We start from the raw sequence: 25,245 nt of genomic DNA, 5'->3' as shown, positions 1-25,245 counted from the left end.
CCCCTGATGTCAGCGGCCATTGCCGCAAACCGGGCACCCGGGATCCTTCTTCAGTTTCATGGTGCGCCATTCCATGAGCATGGCATCCAGCACCATCAGGCGGCCGCGCAGATTGGGCAGTCCGATGATCGTCTTCAAGGCCTCGGTGGCCTGCAGGGTGCCCATGACGCCGGGCAGGCTGGCGAGCACGCCGGTCTGGCTGCAGCGCTCGCCCAGTTCCTCGCCTTCCTTGTACAGGCAGCGATAGCACGGGCTCTCCGGGTGTGCCGGTTCGAACACTGTGATCTGACCCTCGAAGCGGATCACCGCGGCGGAGACAAGCGGCTTGCCGTGATGCACGCAGGCGGCATTCACGGCGAAACGCGTGGCGAAGTTGTCGGTACCGTCCAGCACGATCGTGGCCTCGCGAACCGCCGCGTCCAGGGCCTCGCCCTCCATGAGCGCGTCGATGGTCCTCACCTTCACCTCGGGATTGATGGCAGCCAGCCTGTCCGCGGCCGATGCCACCTTGAGACGCCCGATATCGGCGGTGTGGTGGATGATCTGGCGCTGCAGGTTGGACAGCTCCACCGTGTCCGGATCCGCGATGGTGATGGTGCCCACCCCGGCAGCCGCCAGGTACAGCGCCGTGGGCGCGCCCAGCCCGCCCGCGCCGATGATCAGCGCGTGTGCGTCCATCAGCTGTTGCTGACCCGCCACTTCCACCTGGGGCAACATGATCTGGCGGCTGTAGCGCAGGAGCTGGTCATCGTTCATGGGGGGAAGATAACAGAAAAGAGAGGATTAGGATTCAAGGTTCAAAGTTCAAAGTTCAAGGTTCAAAGGAAGACCACCGGCGCCGCCAACACTGCCCCCTTGAACCTTGAACCTTGAACCTTGAACTTTGAACTTTGAACTTTGAACTTTGAACCTTGAACCATCTCAAAGGTACTGCCGCCAATGCGGCGGCCGCGTATCCCGGCAGCCGTGGGCATGGGTACGGTAATGATTGATGAAGATCTTGCGCGCACAGTTGCCGAAGCACCGGTTGGGCAGGCCCAGGTTGGCGCGGATGGTGTCTTCGGAATAGTTGTAAAGGGTGCGCTTGAGCTTCATGACCAGGCTGTTGTCCAGGTGAAAGCCCAGCTCCATCAGTGCGGATTCCAGTTCCGCGTAGGTCACCTGACGCACATCGTAGGTCACCACGAGCCGGTTCGGACCCAGGACGCGCACCTCATGCACCACGTCGGTGTCGGCCAGCAGCAGGCAGGCGGAGCGGGCCTGGTCGGATTCCGGGTGGGGATCGCGAAACGCCAGCTCCCGGTGGCGGATGAATTCTTCGGCCGAGTCCATAAAACCCCATACTAGACCCGGGCATGGATTAATCAAGTAGGGAAAGGGGCCGGCAAACCATCGCCGATCGATTGTCGCAGCGATCCGGGTCCGACCTACCTTGCCACTTGAGACTCGCCACTTGCCACTGAACGCCCCCCGCTGACGCGTTCGTGGCCGTTCAGGTCGCGCCAGGTCCGCACGTCCGTGAAACCCGCCGCCCGCAGCAGCGCTCGCACCGCCCCGCCCTGATCGTAGCCGTGCTCCAGCAGCAGGGTGCCGCCCGGATGCAGGCGGGCGGGCGCGCCGGCGATGATGGTGCGCAGATCGTCCAGCCCCTCGGGTCCCGATGCCAGCGCGCCTCGTGGCTCGAAGCGTACGTCTCCCCGGGAGAGGTGCGGGTCGGCGGCGGGCACATAGGGTGGGTTGGATACGATCAGGTCAAAGCGCAGACCTTCGAGCGGTGCCCACCAGCCGCCCTCCCTGAAGTCCACGTTCCCGATGCCGTGGCGCCGGGCATTGGCCCTCGCCACGGTCAGGGCCTCGGCGCTGCGGTCCGTGGCCAGTACACGACAGGCCGGCCGCTCCCGGGCCAGGGCCAGGGCGATGGCGCCGCTGCCGGTGCCGAGATCCGCCAGGTCCCACGCGGCGTCGCCGGGGATCCGTGCAAGGGCGGTCTCCACCAGCAGTTCGGTCTCCGGGCGGGGAATGAGCACATCGGCGTTGACGGACAGGTCCAGGGTCCAGAAGCCGCGCCGCCCGGTGAGATAGGCCACCGGTTCACCCGCCAGGCGCCGGGCCCACAGGGCACGGAACCGGGCGGCCTGTTCCCGGGGCAGCGGGTCGGTGTCGTGTGCCGCCAGCCAGGACCGCTCGCATCCCAGCACATGCTGCAGCAGGATCTCCGCGTCCCGGCGCGGCTCGCCCGGGGCGGCCTCGGCCAGCAGGCTGCGAACCGTTTGCATGTCAGCTTCCTTGGTTGAAAATCGAAATTCAAGATTCAAGATTCAAGATTCAAAGGGGTAACCCGAATGCCCCGCGACCCTTGAATCTTGAATTTTGAATTTTGAATCGTCTTCACTCATCGGCCAGCGCCGCCAACTGCCCGGCCTGGTGCTCGTTGATGAGCGGTTCGATCACCGGGTCCAGGTCGCCGGCCATGACCGCATCCAGCTTGTAGAGCGTCAGGTTGATGCGGTGGTCGGTGATCCGCCCCTGGGGGAAGTTGTAGGTGCGGATGCGTTCCGAACGGTCGCCGCTGCCCACCAGGCTCTTGCGTGCGGCACTTTGTTCCGTCTGCCGGCGGTGCTGCTCCGCCTCGAAGAGTTTGGCGGCCAGCAGGCTCATGGCCCTGGCCCTGTTCTTGTGCTGGGAACGCTCGTCCTGGCATTCCACCACCAGGCCCGTGGGCAGGTGGGTGAGGCGTACCGCAGAATCGGTCTTGTTCACATGCTGACCGCCCGCCCCGCTGGCCCGGTAGGTGTCGACGCGCAGGTCGGTCGGATTGATCTCGGGGGCCTCCACCTCGTCGGGCTCGGGCATCACCGCCACGGTGGCCGCCGAGGTGTGGATCCGCCCCTGGGACTCGGTCTCCGGGACCCGCTGCACCCGGTGCGCGCCGGACTCGAACTTGAGCCGGGCGTAGGCGCCCTCGCCGATCAGCCGCGCGATCACCTCCTTGTAGCCGCCGTGCTCGCCCTCGCTTCGGGACAGGATCTCCACCTGCCAGCCCCGGATCTCCGCATAGCGGCTGTACATGCGAAACAGATCCCCGGCGAAGATGGCCGCTTCGTCCCCGCCGGTGCCGGCGCGGATCTCCAGGAACAGGTTGCCGTGATCGTGGGGGTCCTTCGGGATCAGCAGCTTCTGCAGATCCTGTTCCAGGGCCTCCAGGCGCGTCTCGGCGGCCCGGGTTTCATCCTCGGCCATCTGGCGCATGTCGGGATCCGGGTCCTGGCGCATCGCCCGGGCCGCGGTCAGGTCCCGGGCGGCAGCCTCATAATCCCGGAACGTGTTCACCACCGGTTCCAGCTGGCTGTACTCCATGGACAGGCGCCGGAACCGGTTGTTGTCGGCAATGATGTCCGGGTCGGCCAACAGGCCCGCCAGTTCCCGGAAACGTTCGGAGATGTCCTCCAGGCGATGCAGCATGGAGGCCTTCACGCGTCGTCGTCCGTGCCCGGGGGCCGCCGGGTCTGGGGGAGATTGAACAGGGTATGGGCGGCGTCGAGAAGATCCAGCCGGCCCTCACGGGCCGCATGGTTCAGCCCGGTGCAGGGGTCGTGCAGCAGCTTGTTGGTGAGCGTGTGGGCCAGATAACGAAGGGCCTCTTCCGGATCCTTGCCGTGAGCGGCCATCTGCACTGCCTTGTCCAGCACCTCCTGCTGGATATGGGTCGCCTTGTCCCGGAAGGCGCGGATCGTGTCCACCGCGTCCTGGGCCCGCAGCCATCCCATGAAATCGAGCACCTGGGTTTCGATGATCTCTTCCGCCTGGTGGGCCGCTTCCCGCCGGGACTTCAGGTTCTCCTGGATCACCTCCTCCAGGTCGTCCACGGTATAGAGATACACGTCATCCAGATCCCCCACCTCCTGCTCGATATCCCGGGGCACGGCGATGTCCACCATGAACATGGGCTTGTGCCTGCGGGCCTTGAGGGTCCGTTCCACCGTTCCCTTGCCCAGCACGGGCACCGGGCTTGCGGTGGAGGAGATGACAATGTCCGCATCGGCCAGGCGGGTGGCGATCTCGGTGAGCGTGATGGCCTCGCCGTCGAACTGATCGGCCAGGCCGCGGGCACGGTCCAGCGTGCGGTTGGCCACCAGGATGCGGCCGATCTGATTGCTGTGCAGGTGGCGGGCGGCCAGTTCGATGGTTTCACCGGCGCCGATCATGAGGGCGGTGAGCGGATGCAGGTCACCGAAGATCTGCCTGGCCAGGCTCACCGCCGCGAAGGCGACGGATACGGGGCTCGCGCCGATGGCCGTGGATGTGCGCACGTTCTTGGCCACCGAAAAGGCGTGCTGGAACAGCCGCCCCAGTTCCCTGCCCAGGGTGCCGGCCTCGCTGGCGCTCTGGTAGGCCAGCTTCATCTGCCCGAGGATCTGGGGCTCGCCCAGCACCAGGGAGTCCAGGCCGCAGGCCACCCGAAGGGTGTGGCGCACCGCATCCTCCTCCCTGTGATGGTAGAGATAGGGCTCCAGATCGGCGGGTGCGACGTGGTGGTACTCCCCCAGCCAGTGCGCCACGCGCTCATCGTCCGTGGCCGGGTTCTGCCGAAAGTAGACCTCCGTACGGTTGCAGGTGGACAGGATCGCGGCCTCGTCGACGCCCATCTTATGCAGGCGCCGCAGGGCCTCCCCCATGCGTTCAGGGGGAAAGACCACGCGCTCCCGGATTCCCACCGGAGCGGTCTTGTGATTGATGCCGACGGTGAACAGCATGGACGAGTAAATCACTGGGCAACGGCAGATTTTGCGCCATGGCGCCCGCGCTGACAAGCGAAAGCCCCCTGACAAATCGTTGAGCGGACGGAAGAAATCCTCCAGTTTCCGGCGAGTTGCCGGATCCTCGGAGGAACCCGGACGGGCTCGGGGACACTAACTGTGGACACGTCCGTCAGAGCCGGCCGGATGAAGGGCTCCCGCCAAAAGGTTTATAGTTGCGAGGTGCACTCCCCCGCAGCCTGCGCTCTGTCCTCACTCCGCACGGAAGACATCAATGCGTAATCTTCGATTTATCATTCTCCTCCTGACCGCTGCCATTTTCGCTGCCTGCGCACAGCGGCCCGCGATGAACGATTTCGGCAACGGCGGACCGATGCCGGCCGCACAGCAGGGCGTCGCGCCGCTGCCCACGGGAGAGGATGACCCGGAAGGTGACCTGTTGTACCAGCTGCTCGTGGGTGAGATCGCCGGCCACATGGGTGAGCTGGAAGTGGCGGTGGATCACTACGTGTCGGCGGCCATGGCCAGCCGGGATCCGGCCGTGGCCGAACGGGCAACGCGCATCGCCCTGTTCGCCAATCAGCGGGAGCAGGCCCTGGCGGCGGCGCAGCGCTGGATCTTTCTGGCCCCAGGCAACATGGAGGGCCGCCAGGTGCTGGCGGCGTTGCTGGTCAACGCGGGTCAGGTGGAGGAGGCCGTCGAGGCCCTTCATCACGTGGTGCGCGCCTCGGTCACCGGGGAATCCGCCGCCTTCGGGGCCGTCGGCAATCTGCTGTCGCGCTCCCCGAACCCCGACGCCGCGGTATCCGCCATGCAGGGGCTTGTCGAGCGGTACCCGGAATCGGCGGCCGCCCAGTTGGCATTGGCACGGCTGGCCCTTCACATGGAACGGCCGGAACAGGCCGGGGAGGCCGCGCGCCGTGCCCTGGATCTGGATGCCGACCTGCACGATGCCCGGGTGCTGTATGCCCAGGCAGCGGCCCGGCAGGGCGACCTGGATGGGGCGCTCGGGATCCTTCGCGAGGCCGTGGCCGCCAACCCGGAGCACGGGCAGTTGGGTCTGGCCTATGGGCGCATGCTGATACAGGCCCGGGATTATGATGCCGCCCGCCAGACATTCGAGCGCCTGATCTCCATGCGTCCGGACGATGTGGATCTGCTCTATACACTGGGCCTGCTCAGTATCGAGGTGGAGCAATATGAGGACGCGGAGTCCTATCTGGAGCGACTGCTGGCCACCGGCCAACGCAGCAACGACGCCAATTTCTATCTGGGCCGAATTGCCGAGACCGACGGCCGTACCGAGGAGGCGCTGCGTCGCTACAGGGGTGTGGGTGACGGTGAGCATTTCGAGGAGGCGCGCCTTCGCAAGGCCATGATCATGGGGCGTTCGGGGGATGTGGACGAGGCGTTGCGCCTGCTCCGGGACCTCAGGCGCGATGCCGACGAGCCGGAATGGCGCATGCGCCTGTATCTGACCGAATCCCAGGTGCTCAGGGAGGCCTCCGAGTACGAGCGTGCCATGGACCTGCTGAATCAGGCGTTGCTTGAACAACCGGACTCCAACGATCTGCTTTATGCCCGCGCGCTGATTGCCGAGCGGATGGATCGCCTGGACATGCTGGAGTCCGATCTGCGCACCATCCTGAACCGGGATCCCGACAATTCCGCCGCCCTCAACGCCCTGGGCTACACGCTGGCGGATCGCACGGACCGGCTGGACGAGGCCTACGAGTACATCACCCGTGCCCACGAGCTGCGGCCCGATGACGCGGCCATTCTCGACAGCATGGGTTGGGTGCTCTACCGAATGGGCCGCTACGACGAGGCCGAGCCCTTTCTGCGCCGCGCCTACGAGAAGATGTACGACCCCGAGATCGCCAGCAACCTGGCCGCCCTGCTGTGGGCCCAGGGGCACCGGGAAGAGGCCTGGGATGTGCTGGGTGACGCCCTGTCCAAAGATCCGGACCACGACCGTCTGTTGCGTCTCAAGGACCGCATCGGACGGTGAAGCGGTTCATCCTCTTCATGGCAGACGGCTTCCGGCCCGGCCGGTTGGCACCGGGGGGTGGCGTGATACTGCTCATGCTGGTGCTGTCCTCGTGCGCCGTCCGCCCGCCCGCGCCCGTGGTGGATGACCCGACGGACGCATTTAAGCGCCACCAGGCCCGGGTTCAGACCCTGGATCCCTGGACGATGACCGGTCGCCTGGCACTGGACGCCGACGGTCAGCAGTGGCACACCAACGTGCGCTGGCGGCAGGCGGGCGATGCCTACGATATCCGCCTGTTCGGCCCCTTCGGCAGGGATGCGGGACGTGTCCAGGGCGATGAGGGGTGGGTGCGGCTGCGGGCGCCGGACGGCGAACAGTTCGAGGCGGATGACGTGGACCGGGTGGTGATCGAGGCCTTGGGTTGGCGTCTGCCGGTGAGCGGCATGCGCTACTGGGTGATGGGGCTGCCCGCCCCGGGGTTGCCCTATATCCCGCAGCTGGACGGGGCCGGGCGGCTGGCGGAACTGACGCAGTCCGGCTGGACCGTGGCGTTTCAGCGCTACAGGAATTCCCCGGGTCCGGCGTTGCCGGACCGTCTCGAACTCCGCTATGAGGACATCCGGGTGCGGGTGCTCGTGGACCAGTGGGACGTTGAGCCGTGAGCGAGGATTGGAGCACCGGCTGGCCTGCGCCGGGCAAGCTCAACCTGTTCCTGCATGTCACCGGCCGCCGCGCTGACGGCTATCACCTGCTTCAGACCGTCTTTCAGCCGCTCTCGGTGGGCGACACCCTGGACTTCCTGCCCCTGAGCTCCGACGAGGTCCGTCTCGAGGCGCCACTGCCCGGGGTGGCGCCCGAACAGGACCTGGTCGTGCGCGCCGCCCGGCATCTCAAGGCCGGTACGGGCTGCGGCGCAGGCGTGGCGATCCGCGTCCACAAGTGCCTGCCCATGGGCGGCGGACTGGGGGGCGGCAGTTCCGACGCGGCCACTACCCTGGTGGCCCTTGATCACCTGTGGGACCTCCGCCTGGGCACGGACCGGCTGGCGGCCATGGGTCTGGCGCTGGGTGCCGACGTGCCGGTGTTCGTACGGGGCTGGGCCGCCTGGGCGGAAGGGGTGGGCGAGCTGCTCACGCCGATGGATCTGGCAGAGTCCTGGTTCCTGGTGATCGACCCGGGTGTGCCGGTGTCCACGGCCGCGCTGTTCTCGGCCCCGGAATTGACACGAAACTGCCCGCCAATCACAATAGCCGACTTTCTTTCCGGCAGGGGTGTCAACATTTTCGAGCCGCTGGCGCGTGCCCGGTATCCGGAACTGGATCGGGCCATGGCCTGGCTTGAGCAGGCCGCGGGTCATGCGCGACTGACCGGCACCGGCGCATGCTTTTTCGCCGAGATGCCGGGGCCCGACGATGCCGGGAAGCTGCTGGATCGGCTTCCGGCGCCGTGGCGGGGCTTCGTGGCCCGGGGGCTCAACCGTTCGCCCCTGCTGGATCGGCGGGACCGGGCCGAGGCCCGGAACCCCGGGTCGTGACCGGGATTTCTTGGGCCGTCGCCAAGTGGTAAGGCACCGGGTTTTGATCCCGGCATTCGCAGGTTCGAATCCTGCCGGCCCAGCCAGATAGAGACACTTCCGCCCATCAGTGGCATCGGTGTGTGGGAGGCAAGCCGGCAGGATTTGAACCGTAAGAGGTTCGACCGAAACGCCGGGAGCGTTTCGGAACAGCGCCCGCGGAGCGCTGGCCCCGCAGGGGCGCCGGGCAGGACGCCCGGCGTAATCCTGCCGGCCCAGCCAATTGAAAGCACTGCCCTGCGCCGATGGCACTGGCGTGAGGGAGGCAAGCGAAAATGTCATCAAGGGTTACCGTGGCGGATTTAAGCAGGATGATGATCTTTGCGGGCAATGCGAACCCGCAACTTGCGCAGGATGTGGTGAACAACCTCAACATCCCCCTGGGCAAGGCGATCGCGGGCCGTTTCAGCGACGGCGAGATCCAGGTGGAGATTCTGGAGAACGTGCGCGGCCGCGACGTGTTCATCCTGCAGTCCACCTGCGCGCCCACCAACGACAACCTGATGGAACTGCTCATCATGGTGGATGCCCTGCGCCGCGCGTCGGCGGGGCGGATCACCACGGTGATCCCGTATTTTGGCTATGCCCGCCAGGACCGCCGGGTACGCTCGGCGCGGGTGCCCATCTCCGCCAAGGTGGTGGCCAACATGCTCGAGGCCGTGGGCACCGACCGGGTCCTGACCGTGGATGTGCATGCGGATCAGGTGCAGGGTTTTTTCAACCTGCCCGTGGACAACGTCTACGCCTCGCCGATCCTGCTGGGTGACATCTGGCGCCAGAAGCACCCGAACCTGATCGTGGTGTCGCCGGACGTGGGCGGCGTGGTGCGTGCCCGGGCCATGGCCAAGCGCCTGGATGATGCGGAACTGGCGATCATCGACAAGCGCAGGCCGAAGGCCAACGAGGCGCGCGTGATGCACATCATTGGCGATGTGCAGGGCAAGAGCTGCGTGATCATCGACGACCTGGTGGATACGGCAGGCACGCTCTGCGAGGCGGCACGAGCATTGAAGGACCACGGTGCCGCGAAGGTGATGGCCTACGCCACCCATGCGGTACTCTCGGGTCCGGCGATCTCCAATATCGAGAAGTCGGGCCTGGATGAACTGGTGGTGACCGATACCATTCCGCTGCGCCCGGAGGCCCGGGCCTGCGGGAAGATACGCCAGCTGACGGTGGCCGGCATGCTGGCCGAGACCATCCGGCGCATCAACCGGGAAGAGTCGGTGAGTTCGCTGTTCATCGACTGACCCGGAAGTGGGAAGTGGGAAGTGGGAAGTGCGAATTGGGAAGTGAGAATTCAAGTAGGAAGGGTGAATCGGGAAGTACGAAGTGAAACCACCCCTCCCTGGCCCTCCCCCTCAGGGGGAGGGGACCAAGGCGGTACAGTGGCTTTTCACCCTCTCCCTCAGGGAGAGGGCTGGGGTGAGGGTCGTTTCATTCCCACTTCCAAATTCACACTTCCCCCTTCCAAACCGCCTGTCCTGGTCGCGGGACGGGTTTTTTGTCGTTTGACTGGAGAAACATCATGAGCATGACTTTCGAACTGCAGGCAGAACCGCGTGCGGACCAGGGCAAGGGTGCGAGCCGCCGCCTGCGCCGCGCCGGCAAGCTGCCCGCCATCCTCTACGGGGCCGGCAAGGATCCGCAGAGCATCACCCTGGATCACAATGCGGTGAAGCTCAGCCTGGAGCATGAGGCCTTCTACTCCCATGTTCTCAGCGTCCAGATGGAGGGAAGGACGGAGAAGGCGATCCTGCGCGACGTGCAGCGCCATCCCTGCAAGCCTTTTATCCTGCACATTGACCTGCTGCGGGTGAGTGAGGATCAGGCCATCCGGGTGCACGTGCCCCTGCACTTCGTCAACGAAGACACCTGTGTCGGCGTGAAGACCGGCGGGGGCATGGTGAGCCACCAGATGGTGGAAGTGGAAGTGGAATGCCTGCCCAGGAACCTGCCGGAGTTCCTCTCGGTGGACGTGGCGAACCTCAAGGTGGGCGATTCCCTGCACCTGTCGGAGATCGATCTCCCGGAAGGTGTGAGCATCGTGGCCCTGTCCCATGGCCCCGACCACGACCTGCCGGTGGTGAGCATCCTCAAGCCGCGCGGCGCTGCCGTGGAAGAGGAAGAGGCCGGCGGCGAGGCCGCGGAGGGCGGCGAGGAAGCGGAGGCCTCCTGACGGAGGCTTCACCGTGGCGGGTCAGATCCCCGTTCAACTCGTGGCGGGGCTGGGAAATCCCGGCCCCCGATACACCGAGACCCGGCACAACGCCGGGTTTTGGTTTGTGGACGCCCTGGCGCGGCAGCATGGCGCGGACTTGCGGCTTGAGAACAGGTTCGCCGGCGAGGTGGCCCGCATCGTTCTGGACGGACGGGAGACCCGGCTGCTCAAGCCCCAGACCTTCATGAACCGCAGCGGCCAGTCGCTCAAGCTGCTGGCCGGTTTCTACAGGATCCCCGTGGAGGCAATCCTGGTGGTGCACGACGAGATCGATCTGCCGCCGGGAGAGGTGCGCCTCAAACGCGGCGGCGGCCACGGCGGTCACAACGGACTGCGGGACATCATGGCCCACCTGGGCAGGGACTTCCTGCGCCTGCGCATCGGCGTGGGTCATCCCGGCTACAAGGACGAAGTGGTGGATTACGTGCTGCATCGCCCCTCACGGGACGAAGAGGCAGGCATCCGCGAGTCCATCGACCGGGCGCTTGCCGTGATGCCCGAGGTGGTGGCCGGCGAACTCGAACGGGCAATGCATCAACTTCATTCGAAATAAGAGACAGGATTCAGGATAAAAGAGCGGGCCTCACCTGGGACCGCGGCGTATCCTTGTCTCCGTCCTGGCACTGGCCTCTTTCAACCTGTATCTGGCGCTTTCCTTATGTCTCTGAAATGTGGAATTGTCGGGCTTCCCAATGTAGGGAAGTCCACCCTGTTCAACGCCCTGACCCGCGCGGGTATCCAGGCGGAGAACTATCCCTTCTGCACCATCGATCCCAATGTGGGCGTGGTGCCGGTGCCGGATCCGCGGCTGGATGCGCTGGCGGCCATCGTCAGGCCGGAGAAGGTGATCCCCACCGCCATGGAATTCGTGGACATTGCCGGGCTGGTGGCCGGTGCGTCCCAGGGAGAGGGTCTGGGCAACCAGTTTCTGGCACATATCCGTGAGACAGATGCCGTGGCCCACGTGGTGCGTTGCTTCGAGAACGACGACGTGGTGCACGTGGCCGGCCGGGTGGACCCCATTTCCGACATCGAGGTCATCAATACCGAACTGGCGCTGGCCGATCTGGAGACCACGGAAAAGGCCCTCACCCGGCTGACCCGCACCGCCAAGTCCGGGGACAAGGAGGCCATCGCACGCAAGGCCGTGGCCGAGAAGGTGCAGGCCGTGCTCGCCGAAGGCAGGGCCGCCCGGGCCGCGGATCTGAACGAGGACGAACGTGTGCTGCTGCGGGAACTTCAGTTGATCACCGCCAAGCCCGCCATGTACATCGCCAACGTCAACGAGGACGGCTTCGAGGGCAATCCGCTGCTGGAGCGGGTGCGGGAGTACGCCGTCGCCGAGAACGCCCAGGTGGTGCCCGTGTGCGCCGCCATCGAGGCGGAGATCGCCCAGTTGGCGGACGACGAGAAGGCAGAGTTCCTGGCAGAGATGGGATTCGACGAACCGGGACTCAACCGGGTGATCCGTGCCGCCTACGACCTGCTGGGCCTGCAGACCTTCTTTACCGCCGGCGACAAGGAGGTGCGCGCCTGGACCGTCAAGCGCGGCGCGACCGCACCCCGGGCCGCGGGCGTGATCCACACCGACTTCGAGAAGGGCTTCATCCGCGCCGAGGTGGTTGCCTACGACGATTTCATCGCCTGCAAGGGCGAGCAGGGGGCCAGGGATGCCGGCAAATGGCGCCTGGAGGGCAAGGAGTACGTGATGAAAGAAGGGGACGTGGTCCACTTCCGGTTCAATGTATAAGGGCGCAGAGACAAGTGGCCGGATACAAGAGGCAAGAAAAGGCCGCGTGATCAGCCCGCTGCCTTGACAGGAACGGGGGGGCGGGCCAAAATTCCGCCCTTTCCGCAATGCGGCTACGTAGCTCAGCTGGTTAGAGCGCGGCACTCATAATGCTGAGGTCGGTGGTTCAAGTCCACCCGTAGCCACCATTAACTCGTCTGAGCAAGTCCAGAGAAGTCCACGGAGCCCGCCTAAGCGGGCTTTTTTATTGGCTTTTCTGTCCAGCTTCGTCCAGAGGCGTCCGTTGACACCCGAGGGTAATCGGGGGCAATTGTGGGGGGTAATCCTCGGTTGGCCGGGAGTAATTTCTGGGGGAGAGAACCGATGGCACTCACAGAGTCGGCGATCCGCAACGCCAAGGCGAAGCCCTACAAGATAGACGACGAGAGGGGGCTGTTCCTGCGGGTCACCCCATCAGGCGGCAAGTGGTGGTGCCTCAAGTACCGCTACGCCCGCAAGGAAAAGCCGCTATCCCTTGGCGTCTAACCCGATGTAGGCCTCAAGGAGGCCCGAGAAGGCCGGGACGAGGCGCGGAAGCTGCTGGCCGACGGCTCGGCCCTAAGTTCGAGATCGTCAATACACTGATCGAGGCCCGTACCCGCGCCGGTCTCACCCAGGGCGAGGTGGCCGAACGCATGGGCACCACGCAGTCCGTGGTTGCACGCATGGAAGGCGGGCGGACCATCCCGAACCTGAGAAGCCTGCACCGCTACGCCGAAGCCACTGGTCAGCGGTTAAAGCTCACGATGGAACGTGCGAGCGGATAGCGGATTGACGCCGGGTACGCCGCGCCCAGCAGGTTGTTGAAGAAGTCGCCGGCGGATGCCAGGCAAGGCGGAAAGCCGCGAAAAACCGCGGTGCGCATGTGAGTGCATGAGCATTCCGTGCCGCTTTCCACCGCAGCGTGGCACCACCCGAGGGTTTCTCAACAGCGTGTTGATGGTGTGCCCGTGAAATCGGGGTATAACCCAAGTACCCTCCAGCAGGTATGAGCGGAGTGCGCCTGTTGGGTGATCAGGCCGAACCGACGGTCAACCTGATTGAGCCATGAGGCGTAGGTCGGGGCATCGAGCGACTCTCATATGCCTCGCAGATCGTATGCAATGCTATCAACTATTACTCGGACGGGCTCATAGTTCGGTGTAAAGGGGTACGGTGAGAGCAGTGGGCCCGGGCAGCCCTGGCGTTCGCTCCAAAGCTCGACCACTTGCGGATATCAAGGGGTCAAAGCCGTAATCCGCCTCGTCTTGAAGTCCCAAAGGACCAAAAAAGGAGCCCGCACAAGGCGGGCTCCGGTTGCCGGTCGCTTTGCCTCACGTCAACCGCACGGATTGGCGGGCGGCTCTACGCCGCCACCGGTATCCCCACCGGTATCCCCACCGGTATCCCCGCCGGTATCTCCGCCGGTATCTCCGCCGGTATCCCCGCCGGTATCTCCGCCGGTATCTCCGCCGGTATCCCCGCCGGTATCCCCGCCGGTATCCCCGCCGGTATCTCCGCCGGTATCCCCGCCGGTATCTCCGCCGGTATCTCCGCCGGTATCCCCGCCGGTATCCCCGCCGGTATCCCCGTCAGATCCGTCGTCATACTTATAGGCTTGGTCTTCAACAAGGTGCGCGTTGCTTCGCTCCGCGTACGGGTCAACTATATCGCGCTGAGCAATCTTCGACGGATCATTTGACGCACGGAAGAAAGAAATGTCATCCAGATCGGTGCGCCACTGTGAATCGTGAGGCAAAATCGGCAGACCATTCTCGGCCACAATGTGGGACAGAGAGTTCCATTCCACCATCGCACCATCGTAGTAGCGCGTGGGAATCCCAAGGATCGCAACCGATACTAAACCGGTGGTCTGCGCGCGCTGGGTGGTCTCGCAGTACACATAGACCGTGTCACCGGGCTGATATGCATTTCCAACCCCCACGGGCTGGTAGGTGTAATCCACGAACCCCAACCCGTTGGCATCGGTCTCGCCATGTATGTAAGCGGCCAGTTCGGCTTTGTCCCTGAAACGGTTACCCTCCTCCGCGACCAGCATCCGTGTGAACTGGAGCTGCAGCGTTCCATGCGGGTGCCCCTGGCGCGTGGCGTTGTTTTGAAACGTAGCCATGTAGTCGTCAACGGCTCCGCAATAGGCTTGGGCGCAGCCATACTGTCCCAACTCATGCGCCTCTCCCGCAGAATACTGATTGAGCCCCCGGGCGTCCCATACCAGAACCCCATCGCCCGTGTCGTTCTGCGGACTCGGGGTGGCAATGGCCATGATGTCCTCTATGGTGGCTATCAGCGCGAAGTTGTCCTCCGGCATGTCCCGGACACTGACGGTGCCGTTCCCGGGTGGCGTGGCGGGCGAGGTGGAGAAATCCGTAGCCAGCATCGGGTAGGGATTGCCCGGATCGACCTGCCAGTCGTAGGATCCGTTCAGGAAGGCCAGATTCCTCGCGGGAACACCCCAGTAACGCAGGGTGTACCAGCAACGGCCCTGGTTGTTCGGGCTTCCCCCACTGCCCCGCGCGCAAACGATCATGTCCTCACGTGGATCAATGGCGTACTTTTCAAAGAGCGCGTCCATGGTAGGGCCGTCGCCTACGATGGTGCGCGTGACAATCACGCCGTTGCTGCGATCCATGCGAAGCTCGCTGGCGCTTAGCGCGTACGTATAGACATCGGATGCATCGCTCCTGATGTATTCCACTCCTTCCGGGCCCTCACCTTGTTGCAGGATGACCAGACGGCCGGTGACTCCCTGAGGACGTTCATTTTCCCAGTCATTCAGCCACCGACTCAGTGTCTCACCAGTGATTACACCGTTCTCATTGTCATTGTAGTTTTCAGCCGATTCCTGGGCGATCTGCAGCGGCGTGTTGGGTTGGATGCTGCTGTCCATATCAGTGCCGCCGCTTGAGCTTCCGCCGCCACAACCCGCCAATGCCAAGCCCAATGCGGCGATAATCGCCGCCGGTCCGTGAGTCCTGAATGAATTAAAGTTTGTTGTTCGGTACTTCATAACATGGTTCCCCCTTTTCTGGCTGTCCGGGTGTAGGTTGCGCCAGGGTACTTGGCGTCCACCGCATGCCCCACACCTTGACCAATGTGCTGATGGATCTATCACGCCCGTTGTGTTTGGTGTTGCGTTGCCGGGCTATGCGGCGCTTCCTTCTATGCGGAGTTCCCTTCATGAAGCGCGGCGCACAGGGAAACCGAGCAGGCATGTCGCGTGCCAGGCAGAAAAAGAGCTGGGAATCATGTTATTAGGCAAAATGCATGACGACGGCAGCATTGCATATCGCAAGGCTCCCGGAGGGATTCGGGATTCTGCAATTGGGCCAAAGTGCCTGCATAACGGTGAACGTGACACCGATTGGAGCCTTGAAACCGCGCAAAAATGAACGGGCCGTCGTGCGTAGATGCGACCACCCGCACGCTGCAAAGCGCAAGAGAGGAATCAAACACAGCCGCAAGCCGCGGGGCCAGCGGCTGAACGCCACCAGATATTCTGGAGGGCAACCGTCACAGCGCACGCGCAGGTATCCATGTTCGCGGCGGCCGCACTTGAGGTAATCCTCGAACTCCTGTTCGACATGCACCGGCAAGTTCCTGCCCTCTGATGCCGGCCGCGCGGATCTTTTCCAGGCGCTCTTGGTTGTTGGCGACCCATTTGGGGCAGTTCATCGCCGCGACAGCTCGCCCAGTAGACTTGGTCCTCACGCAGCCAACGCTCGACCTCAACGGCCAACTCCGGTTCGCCCTTCTTCATCCGCCCGTAGCGCATCGCCTTGTGCTTGCCGGCGTTGGCCCGGATCTTGGTCCCTTCCAGAGCCACATGGCCGAGCTTGACCAGCCACGCCTGCTGGCACAGCCGCAGCACTTGTACAAACAGCCCCTTCAGCGCCACTGGGTGGCGCTTGCGAATGTCGCTGAGCGTGCGAAGATCCGGCTTCTGTATCGCCGTGACGGCCATGAAAACCACCCGCTCCTCGCAGGCCCTGGCAATGCGGCACGAGACACGACACTAGCAGTAGGCATACAGCAGCAAGGCCGTCATCATGGTCGGGTCATACGGCGGAAACCCACGCCCTTCGGTATAGCACTCCAGGATTGCCGACAGATCCAGAAACAGGCGGCGAAGCTACGTAAAATGCCATTCGATTCTTGTTACCGCTATGTCTGTGAGACCCCTGAGGGAGAGAAGGAGTACCTCCACAAGATAGTGGATTGGGAGGCGGGTGCGCTTTTCTGGGACTGCAAAAGCAGCTACCACGACGACTGGGAAAAGCCTTTCAGGGAGAAGCTGGAGGTGCAAATGCGGAATCGGGAAATGATGTTCCTCATGAGAGTCTGTAATTCTTTTTGTGTAACTGCCTATCCCTGAGTGGCCCGGATTCGCTCGCCATGTTCGATTTCGAATCGATGCATGGCGGCCTTCCAGTTCTGGATGGGCCGGGTCCAGCGCTTTGAGGCGCTCTGCACGGCCAAGAATACCACCTTCATCGCCGAGGCATCGCTGGGGAAGACACGCCGGTTCTTGGTGGCCTTGCGGATGACGCTGTTGAGCGATTCGATGGCGTTGGTGGTGTAGGTCACCTTGCGGATCTCGGGCGGATAATCAAACAGCGGGATCACCTGTGCCCAGTGCCGGCGCCAGATCGGCCCAATGCTGGGATAGCGCTCGCCCCAGACGGCCTCAAAGGCAGCAAGCTGCGCCTCGGCCTGCTCGGCGCTCGCGCTGTGGTAGATCTGGCGCAGGTCCCGGCACACCGCCTTGCGCTCCTTCCAGGAGACGTAGCGCACGCTGTTTCTCACCATGTGCACCATGCACAGCTGCACCCGCGCATGGGGGAAGGCCGCCTCGATGGCATCGGGGAAGCCGCTCAGCCCGTCCACGCAGGCGATGAAGATCTCCTTGACCCCCCGGTTCTGAAGCTCGGTGAGCACCGAGAGCCAGAACTTCGCCCCCTCGGTTTCGGCCAGCCACAGCCCCAGCAACTCCTTCTCGCCCTCGGTGTTGATGCCCAGCGCCAGGTACATCGATTTATTCACCATGCGCCGGTCCTGGCGCACCTTGAGCACCACACAATCCAGAAAAACAATGGGATAGACCTCGTCGAGCACCCGGTTCTGCCAGGCCTCAACCTGCTCGATCACCGCCTCGGTGACCCGCGAGACCAGGTTCGCAGACACTTGCGCCCCGTACATCTGCTCAAAGGCCGAGACAATGTCGCGCGTGCTCATGCCCCGGGCATAGAGCGCCAGGATCTGATCATCAAACTGTGTCAGCCGCGTCTGGCCCTTGCCCACCAGCCGCGGCTCGAAGCTGCCGTTGCGATCCCGGGGCGTGGCAATCTCGACCTCCCCGTGACTGCCCTTGAGCGTCTTGCGGCTGAATCCGTTGCGACTGTTGCCGCTGTGGTGCCCAGCCGGGTCGTGCTTGGCATAGCCCAGGTGCGCCTCCATCTCCGCGCCCAGCGCGGTTTCCACCACCAGCTTCATCAGCTCAGCGCTGAAATCACTGAGATCCTTCTCCGTCTTGATCCCCTTGGCCAGGCGCGCCGCCAACTCCTTCTTCTCTTGTTCTTGCATCTGCTTGCCTCCCGTTTCAGCTACCATAAACAGAAACAAGCAGTTACACAGATTTAATTACAGTCCCCCTCATGAGGCACCAGCATCGATTCCAGGATCAGTGGTTAATCGTCAGCCTGATCTATCCGCCTATGCGCACGCCACACGACGGGGGGCAGCACACCCTGTTTTGACGCCCGACGCCCGGATGTGCTTGATCCCGGTGCTCGAGCGCCGGGCCAACGCGTGCGCGACCATGGAACGGTGGCAGTCGTTGTGGTCGGCCTCATAACACATAAGGGCGCAGTTGGAGGATGCGGCAAAATCCGCCAATCGGGCGATGGCAGTATCCTGGCCTTTCAGGTGTTTCAGATACCCACTTGTATAGCGCACCCAGTCTCCGTCCCGCCGGTGTTGGTCGCGGATCGGCTTGGGGCAGCCGAGTCCCACCATATGGACGTACCTGAGCCCCGAATGCTCCAAGGCAGCCGCACAGCAATAGGACGAGGTAGAAGCAGTGGTGGTAAAAAGCGGTGATGCAACTCTGATTACCATGACCAATTACCGCTTAGGTACGATCGGATGCAGGGGGTAACATTGGGGGTATCAAGAATATCGAATATACATTACCTGTTTGAAAACAATTCATTAAGTGGCATGTTTGGTGGCACCCGTAGTTCAGAGACTGGTCTTGCCGTCTGTGCCTGGATGGATCTTTTCTTGCCACAGAGATCACAGAGGACACAGAGGGAAGGTCTGAAGCGCACTCTGGATCCCGATCGTGCGGATGGCCCATTCCGGGCGTGTTGCTCGCATTCTCTTTCCTCTGTGCCCTCTGTGCCCTCTGTGGCCAATAATCCCTTCATGATCCCCCCGGCTTTGCCCGGCGGCGTGAACGCCTATAATGACGCCACCGGAACCCGGAGATCTCAGTGACCATGAAACGCTACGGCATTCGCATCACCCTGCCCGAAGGCGATCCCATGCGCGCCCCGCACCTGCTGGGTGACGGCTGGGAGCAGTACCGCTGGTTCGAATCCGCCGAAGCCCGAGATCGGGCGTTCGAGGAGATGCAGCATCCGCCCCCCTACTACCGCCGGGGCGACGTGATCAGCCAGGTGCTGGAGAAGGTGGAAGGGAATGCACGAGGCCAAGGATGAAGGATGAACGACTCGGGGTCGGTTGTGGCCCGGATACGGCCTGCCCGGCGCCCACGAACAGCGATGAAGCCAGAAGCATGGCGGGAGTGTGCGGGTGTGGCTGATTGATCAACTGGTGGAGGCGCGGGTGGCGCAGGCCACCGCCCGCGGTGAGATGGATGATCTGCCCGGGGCGGGGCGGCCCCTGCCGCCGGACGACGATCCGCTGGTGCCCGAGACACTGCGAACCGCCCATCGGCTGTTGAAGAATGCCGGCTACCTGCCGGACGAACTGCGCCTGCGCGGCGGGATCCGTGAGGCTGAGGATCTGCTGCGAGCGGCGCACGACGAGGCCGTCCGTGCCAGTCACGCCCGCCGGCTGCGCCTGCTGCTCGAACGCCTGAGCCGCAGCGGCACCCACGTAAACCTCATGGCCGAGTCCGGTTATTTCGAGGCGCTGTGTGTGCGCATGGAGACACGCCGATGAGGTCGTGCCGTGTGACCGCGGGCGCAACGGCGCCGAAAAGCGGGGGTGGGTGAGCGATGCAGACTGCGCCCGTGCTGATCGTCCACGGCGGCGCGGGCCGCCATCCGGAGGCCGAACACGAGGATGTGCTGGCGGGCTGCGAGGCGGCCGCCCGCCGGGGGTGGATGGTCCTGCGTGACGGGGGCAGTGCCCTGGACGCGGTGCAGGTGGCCGTGATGGTCCTGGAGGACGATCCCCGGTTCAATGCGGGCACCGGCTCGGTGCTCAACGCGCGGGGCCGCGTGGAGATGGATGCCTCCATCATGGAGGGTTCGGGGCTCGCTGCCGGCGCGGTGGGTGCCGTCTCCACGGTGCGCAACCCGGTGCAGCTGGCACGCCTGATCCTGGACCAGGGCGAGACCGTCCTTCGGGTGGGACCCGCCGCCGAGGACTTCGCCAGGGAACAGGGCCTCGAGGCCGTGGACCCGGACAGCCACGTCACGGACCGCCAGCGGGCCCGTTGGCAGGACGCCCACGAGACTGTGGGGTGTGTGGCGCTGGACGAGCTCGGGCGGCTGGCGGCGGCCACCTCCACCGGCGGGGTGTTCGGCAAACCGCCGGGCCGCGTGGGGGACTCAGCGCTCATCGGTTGCGGCACGTATGCGGACGAGCGGGGCGCGGTCTCCTGCACGGGCCGCGGCGAGGCCATCATGCGTGCCGGGCTGGCGCTGCGCGCCCTGTCCTGCCTGTCGCCGGCGGCGGGCCCCCGTCAGGCGGCGGATCAGGCCCTGCGCTGGCTCGCCCGACATACCGGCGCCGAGGCGGGCCTGATCCTGCTGGATCCCCGGGGCGAGAGCGCGGTCGTGCACAACGCGCCCCACATGGCGTTCTGTCGCATCGACGGCCGGGGTGACGGCCGTGTGAGCCGCGGCCTGTGAGCGGCGACCACCGGCCGACCAGCGCAGACCGGGCGGTTCGCGGCCGTGGCGCCACTATTCGGCCGTTCGCCCGTTACGAGTCCACGCACAGCGAACCCGTGGACGACGGCTGGCGCCGGGACGACGCGGACGCCCCGCCCGTGCGCACCCGGGTGACCATGGAGCGCGCGCGCAGCGTCATCTCCGGCAACCACTCGCCGGATGTCCCCTTCGAACTGTCCATCAATCCCTACCGGGGCTGCGAGCATGGCTGCGCGTACTGTTTCGCCCGCCCGACCCATGCCTACATGGGGCTTTCCCCGGGGCTCGATTTCGAGACACAACTGTTTGCCAAGGCGGGGGCCGCGGCACGCCTGCGCGAGGAGTTGGCCGGGCCGGGGTATGTGTGCCGCCCCATCGCACTCGGCATCAACACCGACGCCTACCAGCCGCTGGAAAGGCGCCTGCGCATTACGCGCGAACTCCTGGAGGTGCTCCACGAGACGCATCATCCGGTCACCATCGTCACCAAGTCCTCCCTGGTGGAGCGGGACCTGGACCTGCTGGCCCCCATGGCGCAGGCTGGACTGGCCCAGGTGGCGGTATCCGTCACCACACTGGATCGGGGACTGGCCCGACGCATGGAGCCCCGGGCGGCGGCCCCGCAGCGCCGGATCGAGACCATTCGACGGCTGACCGACGCGGGCGTCCCCGTGAGCCTGCTGGTGGCGCCGCTCATTCCAGTGCTTACGGATGCGGAAACCGAGGACCTGCTGCAGGCCGGCGCCGGGGCCGGTGCAGTGGCAGCGGGCTATGTCCTGCTGCGCCTGCCCGGGGAGGTGGCTCCGATCTTCGAGTCGTGGCTGCGCACCCACGAGCCCCTCAGGGCCGGACATGTGCTCTCCCGCCTTCGCGACAGCCACGGCGGCCGACTCTACGATGCCCGTTTCGGCAAGCGCATGACCGGAGACGGTCCCTATGCGCAACTGCTGCGCCAGCGATTCCGGCTCGCCCGGCGCCGGGCGGGGCTCGCCGACCGGATGCCGGCGTTGGACACGGGCCGATTCACGCCGCCCCGCAAGTCGTCGAGAGACGGGCAGATGGATCTGTTTTGATGGCAGGTAATGGTCGGTTGTCAGTTGCAGAAAACCGCTTGACACCCCCGCTGGCAGGATCACGCTACTGACAACTGACAACTGACAACTGACAACTGACAACTGACAACTGACAACTGACAACTGACAACTGACAACTGACAACTGACAACTGACAACTGACAACTGACAACTGACAACTGACAACTGACAACTGACAACGGCACATGGCCTTCATCCCGCATAGCACCTTCCTGCCGACGGTCCGGCGCCCCATGCCCGGCCGCTACGCTCTGGTGATCCTGGTGGTTCTGTGGCTCGCCGGATGCGGTACGACCGTGGTGATTCCGCCGGAGTCCCCCGCGGATCCTGTGCCTGTGTTCCTGCTGGATCACGGGAGGCACACCAGCCTGGTGCTCCCGGTACCGGACGGAACGTCGGTTCGCTACGCCTATGGGGACTGGCGCTTCTACGCCGAGCGCGAGACCGGCATCGGGCGGGCGCTGGCGGCCGTTCTCTGGCCTACGGAATCGGCCCTGGGGCGGCGGCAGCTCCCGGGCCCGGCCACGGAGGAGGCGGTGCTCGCGCAGGTGCGGGTGCGCGTGCAGGAGATCCATGCGCTCAGCGTGGAGGCCGTGCGGGCGGAGACCTTGCGCATGCAACTGGATGCGTGGTTTGAAACGGGTCTGGTCCTTGAGTCCCCCGAGGTGGACCTGAGCTTCGTGGCCCATCCGAAACCCTATACGCTGCGCCACAATTCCAATGCCGTCATCGCCGACTGGCTCATCGAACTCGGGGCGGGCGTGAACCGGCGGCCCATCTGGGCGGGGTGGCGGGTTGAAGACACGGATGAAGGCGGAAGGATGAAGGATGAATAAGACCCGGGCCTTTTTGGCCGGCCCCTGCAAACGAGTTGCCGGGCCCGGGATGCTTCCCGCAAGAGTGTGTTGCTGGGAGTCTGTAACTTGTCACCACGGCGACCGCATGGGTCCGCTGCGCTTGACCCATCATACGGATTAGCCGCCGTATTCATCCTTCATTCTTCCACCTACTGAGATCGGGGAAGTGAGAAGGGTGAACTGGGAACTGGGAAATGGAACGGCCTTAACTTCCCACTTCCCAATTCACCCTTCTCACTGCATCCCCATTCTCTCCATCAGGTAGCACAGGCAGTCCTGGCGCACCACGCGTTCGTCCAGGGTCAGCATCGAGGGCATCATGGGCCGGCGCAGGACCAGGCGGTCCTGGTGCACGGCGAAGTACTCGGCGGTCACGTCCTCGCCGGTTTCGCTGCGGGCCTCGATGAGCACCGGACTGCCGGGGCGTACGCTGGCGAGCGCCGTGCCGGCGGGCAGTTCACGGAAGTTCATGCGGTCCAGGTCGGGGTCGAGGGTCAGGTCTTCGGCACCGGGCGAAAAGCTGAAAGACACGGTTTCCGGCACCTTGACCACTGCAACCGTATGGAACAGGTCCATGTCATGGTGTGCCACCGGGTGAGACGGAATCTCCGCGAGCTGCAGACAGGCCGCGATGAAATCCCGGGCATGTTCCACGCCGCGGGCATCGTCGGCCTTGCCGCATTCCAGGGTCACGGCAGGGCAGAATTCCGCGAAGGCCAGGGACTGCACCCCCCGGGGGCGAATGAAATAGACCACGGTGCGGCCGAACAGTGTGGCCAGCTGCAGAAACCGGTTCTCCAGGCGGTTGATGCATGCATAGTGGGGGTTGAGGCCCGTGTTGTTGTGCACGTCCACGCTGGCGAACGGCGCGAGTTCACGCATGCGTTCCGTCACGCGAGCCATGAGCCGGTGCTCCGGAGAGTCGTCGCCGTCGCCGCCCGGCCAGACCCGGTTGTAGTCGGGCTGACCGTCCAGGCGGCGCGCGCCCGCCCGGGCGGCGCTGACGTTGCCCACGAACAGGGACAGGCTGCGGGGCAGGCCGCCGGGCGGGGGGTCCCGCAGGACTGCCTGTATCGCCTCGAGACCGGCGGGTTCGTTGCCGTGCAGCAGGACCGAGACAAACAGAGGTTCCGGCCGCCGGCCGGGCAGATGGATCAGGCCCGGGCCGCCCAGCAGCCCCTCCAGATCCCCTGGGCGTGCGGAGAGAAAGCCCTCGGGCAAGTGATCCCATTCCCTCAGCATGAAGCGTCCTCCACTGGCCATTCATGCACCGGGCGGTCGGTGAGTTGGTGTGACAGATAGGCATCCACCAGCGCCCGTTCATCCCGATCATGTGCCGCCATGAATCGCCGCGCCCACGCGGCGCCCGTCCGCGCCAGCCTGACCCGCGCCTCGATGATGCCCAGATAATGGCTCACATCGGTCTCGTCCAGTCCCAGCCGGAGCAGTCCCGCCCCGGCCGCGGGCAGCAGTGTGTCCAGGACCAGATCCCGCACTGCCCGGCGTTCCCCGGCGGGCCATTCCACCTGGGCATCCAGTCCCAGGCGTGCCGCCTCGTAGAAATTGTCCTTCGCCCGGGGGAAATCCATCAATCCGTCCGGCCCACCCGGGATTTTCACCAGTTCCTCCACCAGTCCGTAGTAGAAGGCGGCGGTGGCGATGCTGTCCGCCAGGGTGGGGCCGGCCGGCACCACGCGGTGTTCGATGCGGACATGGGGGCGGCCGTGGTCGTCGAAGCCGATCAGCGGGCGGTTCCAGCGCCAGATGGTGCCGTTGTGCAGGCGCAGGTGGCTGAAACGCTCGGGGGGATCGTCGAAGCGGATGGGCAGCAGCGGGGGAAAGTGTTCCAGGTTCTCCTGGAAACATTCCAGGATGGACTCTCGCGCGAATCCCGATCCGAAACTGACCCGGCGCAGGGGCCCCCGGGCGGCACCATGGTAACCGCCCACCTCCACCGACTGTTCGAACACGGGGATGCGGGTTTCGTCCCACAGGTCCCGGCCGAACAGGTAGGGCGAGTTGCCCGATAGTGCCACCACCGGCGCGCTGGCCAGTATGGAAGCGTTGTAGACCTTGTGGGCCACGGAAATCGGTGTCTGGAGGTGGATCTGGAATGACGTGGTGGCCGCTTCCAGCATCACGTCACGATGTTCGTGATGCAGGTGTTCCCGGCCGACGATGTCCAGTTTCAGGGCGCGACCCTCGCGCGAACGCAGCACCTGCTCGTTCAGGGCTCGGTAACGCTTCATGTTCGACATGTTTTCCAGGCACAGGTGCTCGGGGCGCAGGGTGGGTAGAATGCCCGTGAGCAGCAGTTCCGCCCCGGCCTGGCCTGCCGCGACCCGGGCCCGGGTCCAGGTTTCCTTCATCTCCCGGTGCAGGTTCGACAGCGTCCTGCCGCTCAGCCCGTGGGCCTCGGTGTTGAGTTCCACGTTGAAGCGGGCCAGTTCCGGTGTGGCCAACGGGTTGTCGAAGGCCCGCAGAAAGGCCTCGTTGACCGGTGCGGGCTGCCGGTGGGCGTCCACCAGCCATGCCTCGATCTCGAAGCCCGCCACGGGGTGGCGGTCGTCAAAGCGACCGGCGGCTTCCAGGTCCCGGCACAGACGGGTTTCCTCCTCCAGGCGTTCCCGGAATGCCTGGAAGTCCCTGTCGGTAAAGCGTGTATGGTGTATTTCCTGGCCCAAGAGGCATCCTCGACGGGTGTTCCGTCAGTGTTCGTCTTCGTCGTTGATCGGGTGATCAGACCGCAAGATCGGCTGCCTCCGGGGGCGGATCTGAAAATTGTCGGAATAAGCATCCGGCATGTTGCGTCCTAGGGTTCAAGACAGAGGCGGCGGA

General features: G+C 64.7%; 25 protein-coding genes, 2 tRNA genes and 1 pseudogene. 16 read left to right on the top strand and 12 right to left on the bottom strand.

Features of this window, described 5'->3' with window-relative positions:
* Nucleotides 1-9 precede the first annotated feature (9 nt).
* The 5 genes from THITHI_RS0108215 to hemA form a co-directional block, all read right to left on the bottom strand.
* Nucleotides 10-756 carry a HesA/MoeB/ThiF family protein gene (locus THITHI_RS0108215; protein WP_018232600.1) on the bottom strand — a complete coding sequence of 249 codons (747 nt, stop codon included), beginning with the start codon at nt 754-756 and terminating at the stop codon, nt 10-12.
* 165 nt (nt 757-921) lie between these two features.
* Nucleotides 922-1,332, bottom strand: a complete 411-nt coding sequence (locus tag THITHI_RS0108210) for a hypothetical protein (protein WP_018232599.1) — start codon at nt 1,330-1,332, stop codon at nt 922-924.
* A 95-nt stretch (nt 1,333-1,427) separates the two neighbouring features.
* Nucleotides 1,428-2,276, bottom strand: coding sequence for a peptide chain release factor N(5)-glutamine methyltransferase (gene prmC, locus THITHI_RS0108205; protein WP_018232598.1), 849 nt, complete (start codon nt 2,274-2,276; stop codon nt 1,428-1,430).
* Between the two features lie 112 nt (nt 2,277-2,388).
* Entirely contained in the window at nt 2,389-3,474 is a 1,086-nt protein-coding gene (gene prfA / locus THITHI_RS0108200) for a peptide chain release factor 1 (protein ID WP_018232597.1), read from the bottom strand.
* On the bottom strand, nt 3,471-4,754 hold the full coding sequence (hemA, locus tag THITHI_RS0108195) for a glutamyl-tRNA reductase (protein ID WP_018232596.1): 1,284 nt from the start codon (nt 4,752-4,754) through the stop codon (nt 3,471-3,473). Before hemA ends, prfA begins: the two co-directional genes overlap by 4 nt.
* A 349-nt stretch (nt 4,755-5,103) precedes the next feature.
* Here hemA and THITHI_RS0108190 point away from each other — a divergent pair, with 349 nt between their 5' ends.
* The 11 genes from THITHI_RS0108190 to THITHI_RS21090 all read left to right on the top strand — a co-directional run bounded on the left by THITHI_RS0108190 (nt 5,104) and on the right by THITHI_RS21090 (nt 13,100).
* On the top strand, nt 5,104-6,768 hold the full coding sequence (locus THITHI_RS0108190) for a tetratricopeptide repeat protein (protein ID WP_232199400.1): 1,665 nt from the start codon (nt 5,104-5,106) through the stop codon (nt 6,766-6,768).
* The gene (gene lolB / locus THITHI_RS0108185) at nt 6,765-7,412 is read left to right on the top strand and encodes a lipoprotein insertase outer membrane protein LolB (RefSeq protein ID WP_018232594.1); all 648 of its coding nucleotides are present in this window, start codon (nt 6,765-6,767) and stop codon (nt 7,410-7,412) included. Before THITHI_RS0108190 ends, lolB begins: the two co-directional genes overlap by 4 nt.
* A complete protein-coding gene (gene ispE, locus THITHI_RS0108180) occupies nt 7,409-8,284 on the top strand; it encodes a 4-(cytidine 5'-diphospho)-2-C-methyl-D-erythritol kinase (RefSeq protein WP_018232593.1) in 876 nt (291 codons plus the stop codon). The genes lolB and ispE overlap by 4 nt, the downstream gene beginning before the upstream one ends.
* A gap of 11 nt (nt 8,285-8,295) precedes the next feature.
* Nucleotides 8,296-8,370, top strand: a tRNA-Gln gene (locus THITHI_RS0108175).
* Nucleotides 8,371-8,634: 264 nt separating this feature from the next.
* Complete coding sequence (locus THITHI_RS0108170; protein WP_018232592.1) at nt 8,635-9,573, top strand: ribose-phosphate diphosphokinase; 939 nt, start codon at nt 8,635-8,637, stop codon at nt 9,571-9,573.
* A 278-nt stretch (nt 9,574-9,851) separates the two neighbouring features.
* A complete protein-coding gene (locus THITHI_RS0108165) occupies nt 9,852-10,502 on the top strand; it encodes a 50S ribosomal protein L25/general stress protein Ctc (RefSeq protein WP_018232591.1) in 651 nt (216 codons plus the stop codon).
* Nucleotides 10,503-10,515: 13 nt separating this feature from the next.
* Entirely contained in the window at nt 10,516-11,097 is a 582-nt protein-coding gene (pth, locus tag THITHI_RS0108160; RefSeq protein WP_018232590.1) for an aminoacyl-tRNA hydrolase, read from the top strand.
* Nucleotides 11,098-11,202: 105 nt separating this feature from the next.
* Nucleotides 11,203-12,294: a redox-regulated ATPase YchF gene (gene ychF, locus THITHI_RS0108155; RefSeq protein ID WP_018232589.1), complete on the top strand. Its 1,092-nt coding sequence runs from the start codon at nt 11,203-11,205 to the stop codon at nt 12,292-12,294.
* 111 nt (nt 12,295-12,405) lie between these two features.
* Nucleotides 12,406-12,482, top strand: a tRNA-Met gene (locus THITHI_RS0108150).
* 175 nt (nt 12,483-12,657) lie between these two features.
* Nucleotides 12,658-12,819: an Arm DNA-binding domain-containing protein gene (locus THITHI_RS21010; RefSeq protein WP_083908683.1), complete on the top strand. Its 162-nt coding sequence runs from the start codon at nt 12,658-12,660 to the stop codon at nt 12,817-12,819.
* Nucleotides 12,759-13,100, top strand: a complete 342-nt coding sequence (locus tag THITHI_RS21090) for a helix-turn-helix domain-containing protein (RefSeq protein ID WP_332252144.1) — start codon at nt 12,759-12,761, stop codon at nt 13,098-13,100. Before THITHI_RS21010 ends, THITHI_RS21090 begins: the two co-directional genes overlap by 61 nt.
* Here the strand turns inward: THITHI_RS21090 and THITHI_RS20795 are convergent.
* The 5 genes and pseudogenes from THITHI_RS20795 to THITHI_RS21190 all read right to left on the bottom strand — a co-directional run bounded on the left by THITHI_RS20795 (nt 13,061) and on the right by THITHI_RS21190 (nt 18,447).
* A complete protein-coding gene (locus tag THITHI_RS20795; RefSeq protein WP_198005653.1) occupies nt 13,061-13,198 on the bottom strand; it encodes a hypothetical protein in 138 nt (45 codons plus the stop codon). The genes THITHI_RS21090 and THITHI_RS20795 overlap by 40 nt on opposite strands.
* Nucleotides 13,199-13,651: 453 nt before the next feature.
* Nucleotides 13,652-15,340 (bottom strand): sulfurtransferase, encoded by a 1,689-nt coding sequence (locus THITHI_RS18695; RefSeq protein WP_198005591.1) that lies wholly within the window; start codon nt 15,338-15,340, stop codon nt 13,652-13,654.
* Between the two features lie 605 nt (nt 15,341-15,945).
* Nucleotides 15,946-16,447, bottom strand: a pseudogene (locus tag THITHI_RS21000) (transposase); the annotation flags it as partial.
* Nucleotides 16,448-16,695: 248 nt separating this feature from the next.
* Nucleotides 16,696-17,913, bottom strand: a complete 1,218-nt coding sequence (locus tag THITHI_RS0108125; protein ID WP_018231858.1) for an IS256 family transposase — start codon at nt 17,911-17,913, stop codon at nt 16,696-16,698.
* A 129-nt stretch (nt 17,914-18,042) separates the two neighbouring features.
* A complete protein-coding gene (locus tag THITHI_RS21190) occupies nt 18,043-18,447 on the bottom strand; it encodes a DUF488 family protein, N3 subclade (RefSeq protein ID WP_083908682.1) in 405 nt (134 codons plus the stop codon).
* Nucleotides 18,448-18,830: 383 nt separating this feature from the next.
* Here THITHI_RS21190 and THITHI_RS0108120 point away from each other — a divergent pair, with 383 nt between their 5' ends.
* The 5 genes from THITHI_RS0108120 to THITHI_RS18685 all read left to right on the top strand — a co-directional run bounded on the left by THITHI_RS0108120 (nt 18,831) and on the right by THITHI_RS18685 (nt 22,386).
* Nucleotides 18,831-19,052, top strand: a complete 222-nt coding sequence (locus THITHI_RS0108120) for a hypothetical protein (protein WP_018232584.1) — start codon at nt 18,831-18,833, stop codon at nt 19,050-19,052.
* A 94-nt stretch (nt 19,053-19,146) separates the two neighbouring features.
* Nucleotides 19,147-19,518, top strand: a complete 372-nt coding sequence (locus THITHI_RS0108115) for a DnaJ family domain-containing protein (protein WP_018232583.1) — start codon at nt 19,147-19,149, stop codon at nt 19,516-19,518.
* Between the two features lie 56 nt (nt 19,519-19,574).
* Nucleotides 19,575-20,435, top strand: a complete 861-nt coding sequence (locus THITHI_RS0108110; protein WP_018232582.1) for an isoaspartyl peptidase/L-asparaginase family protein — start codon at nt 19,575-19,577, stop codon at nt 20,433-20,435.
* A complete protein-coding gene (locus THITHI_RS0108105) occupies nt 20,432-21,529 on the top strand; it encodes a PA0069 family radical SAM protein (protein ID WP_018232581.1) in 1,098 nt (365 codons plus the stop codon). The genes THITHI_RS0108110 and THITHI_RS0108105 overlap by 4 nt, the downstream gene beginning before the upstream one ends.
* Nucleotides 21,530-21,735: 206 nt before the next feature.
* Complete coding sequence (locus THITHI_RS18685) at nt 21,736-22,386, top strand: hypothetical protein (RefSeq protein WP_018232580.1); 651 nt, start codon at nt 21,736-21,738, stop codon at nt 22,384-22,386.
* A gap of 255 nt (nt 22,387-22,641) precedes the next feature.
* Here THITHI_RS18685 and THITHI_RS0108095 read toward each other — a convergent pair whose 3' ends face one another.
* Nucleotides 22,642-23,649, bottom strand: coding sequence for a M14 family metallopeptidase (locus THITHI_RS0108095; protein ID WP_018232579.1), 1,008 nt, complete (start codon nt 23,647-23,649; stop codon nt 22,642-22,644).
* Nucleotides 23,643-25,091, bottom strand: a complete 1,449-nt coding sequence (locus THITHI_RS0108090; RefSeq protein ID WP_018232578.1) for a glutamate--cysteine ligase GCS2 — start codon at nt 25,089-25,091, stop codon at nt 23,643-23,645. Before THITHI_RS0108090 ends, THITHI_RS0108095 begins: the two co-directional genes overlap by 7 nt.
* Between the last annotated feature and the right edge of the window lie 154 nt (nt 25,092-25,245).

Origin of the sequence: Thioalkalivibrio thiocyanodenitrificans ARhD 1 (assembly GCF_000378965.1) — a bacterium.
GTDB classification, from domain to species: Bacteria; Pseudomonadota; Gammaproteobacteria; order Ectothiorhodospirales; family Ectothiorhodospiraceae; genus Thioalkalivibrio_A; species Thioalkalivibrio_A thiocyanodenitrificans.
The sequence above is the reverse complement of the archived record's forward strand: the minus strand, read 5'-3'. Positions and strand labels throughout refer to the sequence as shown.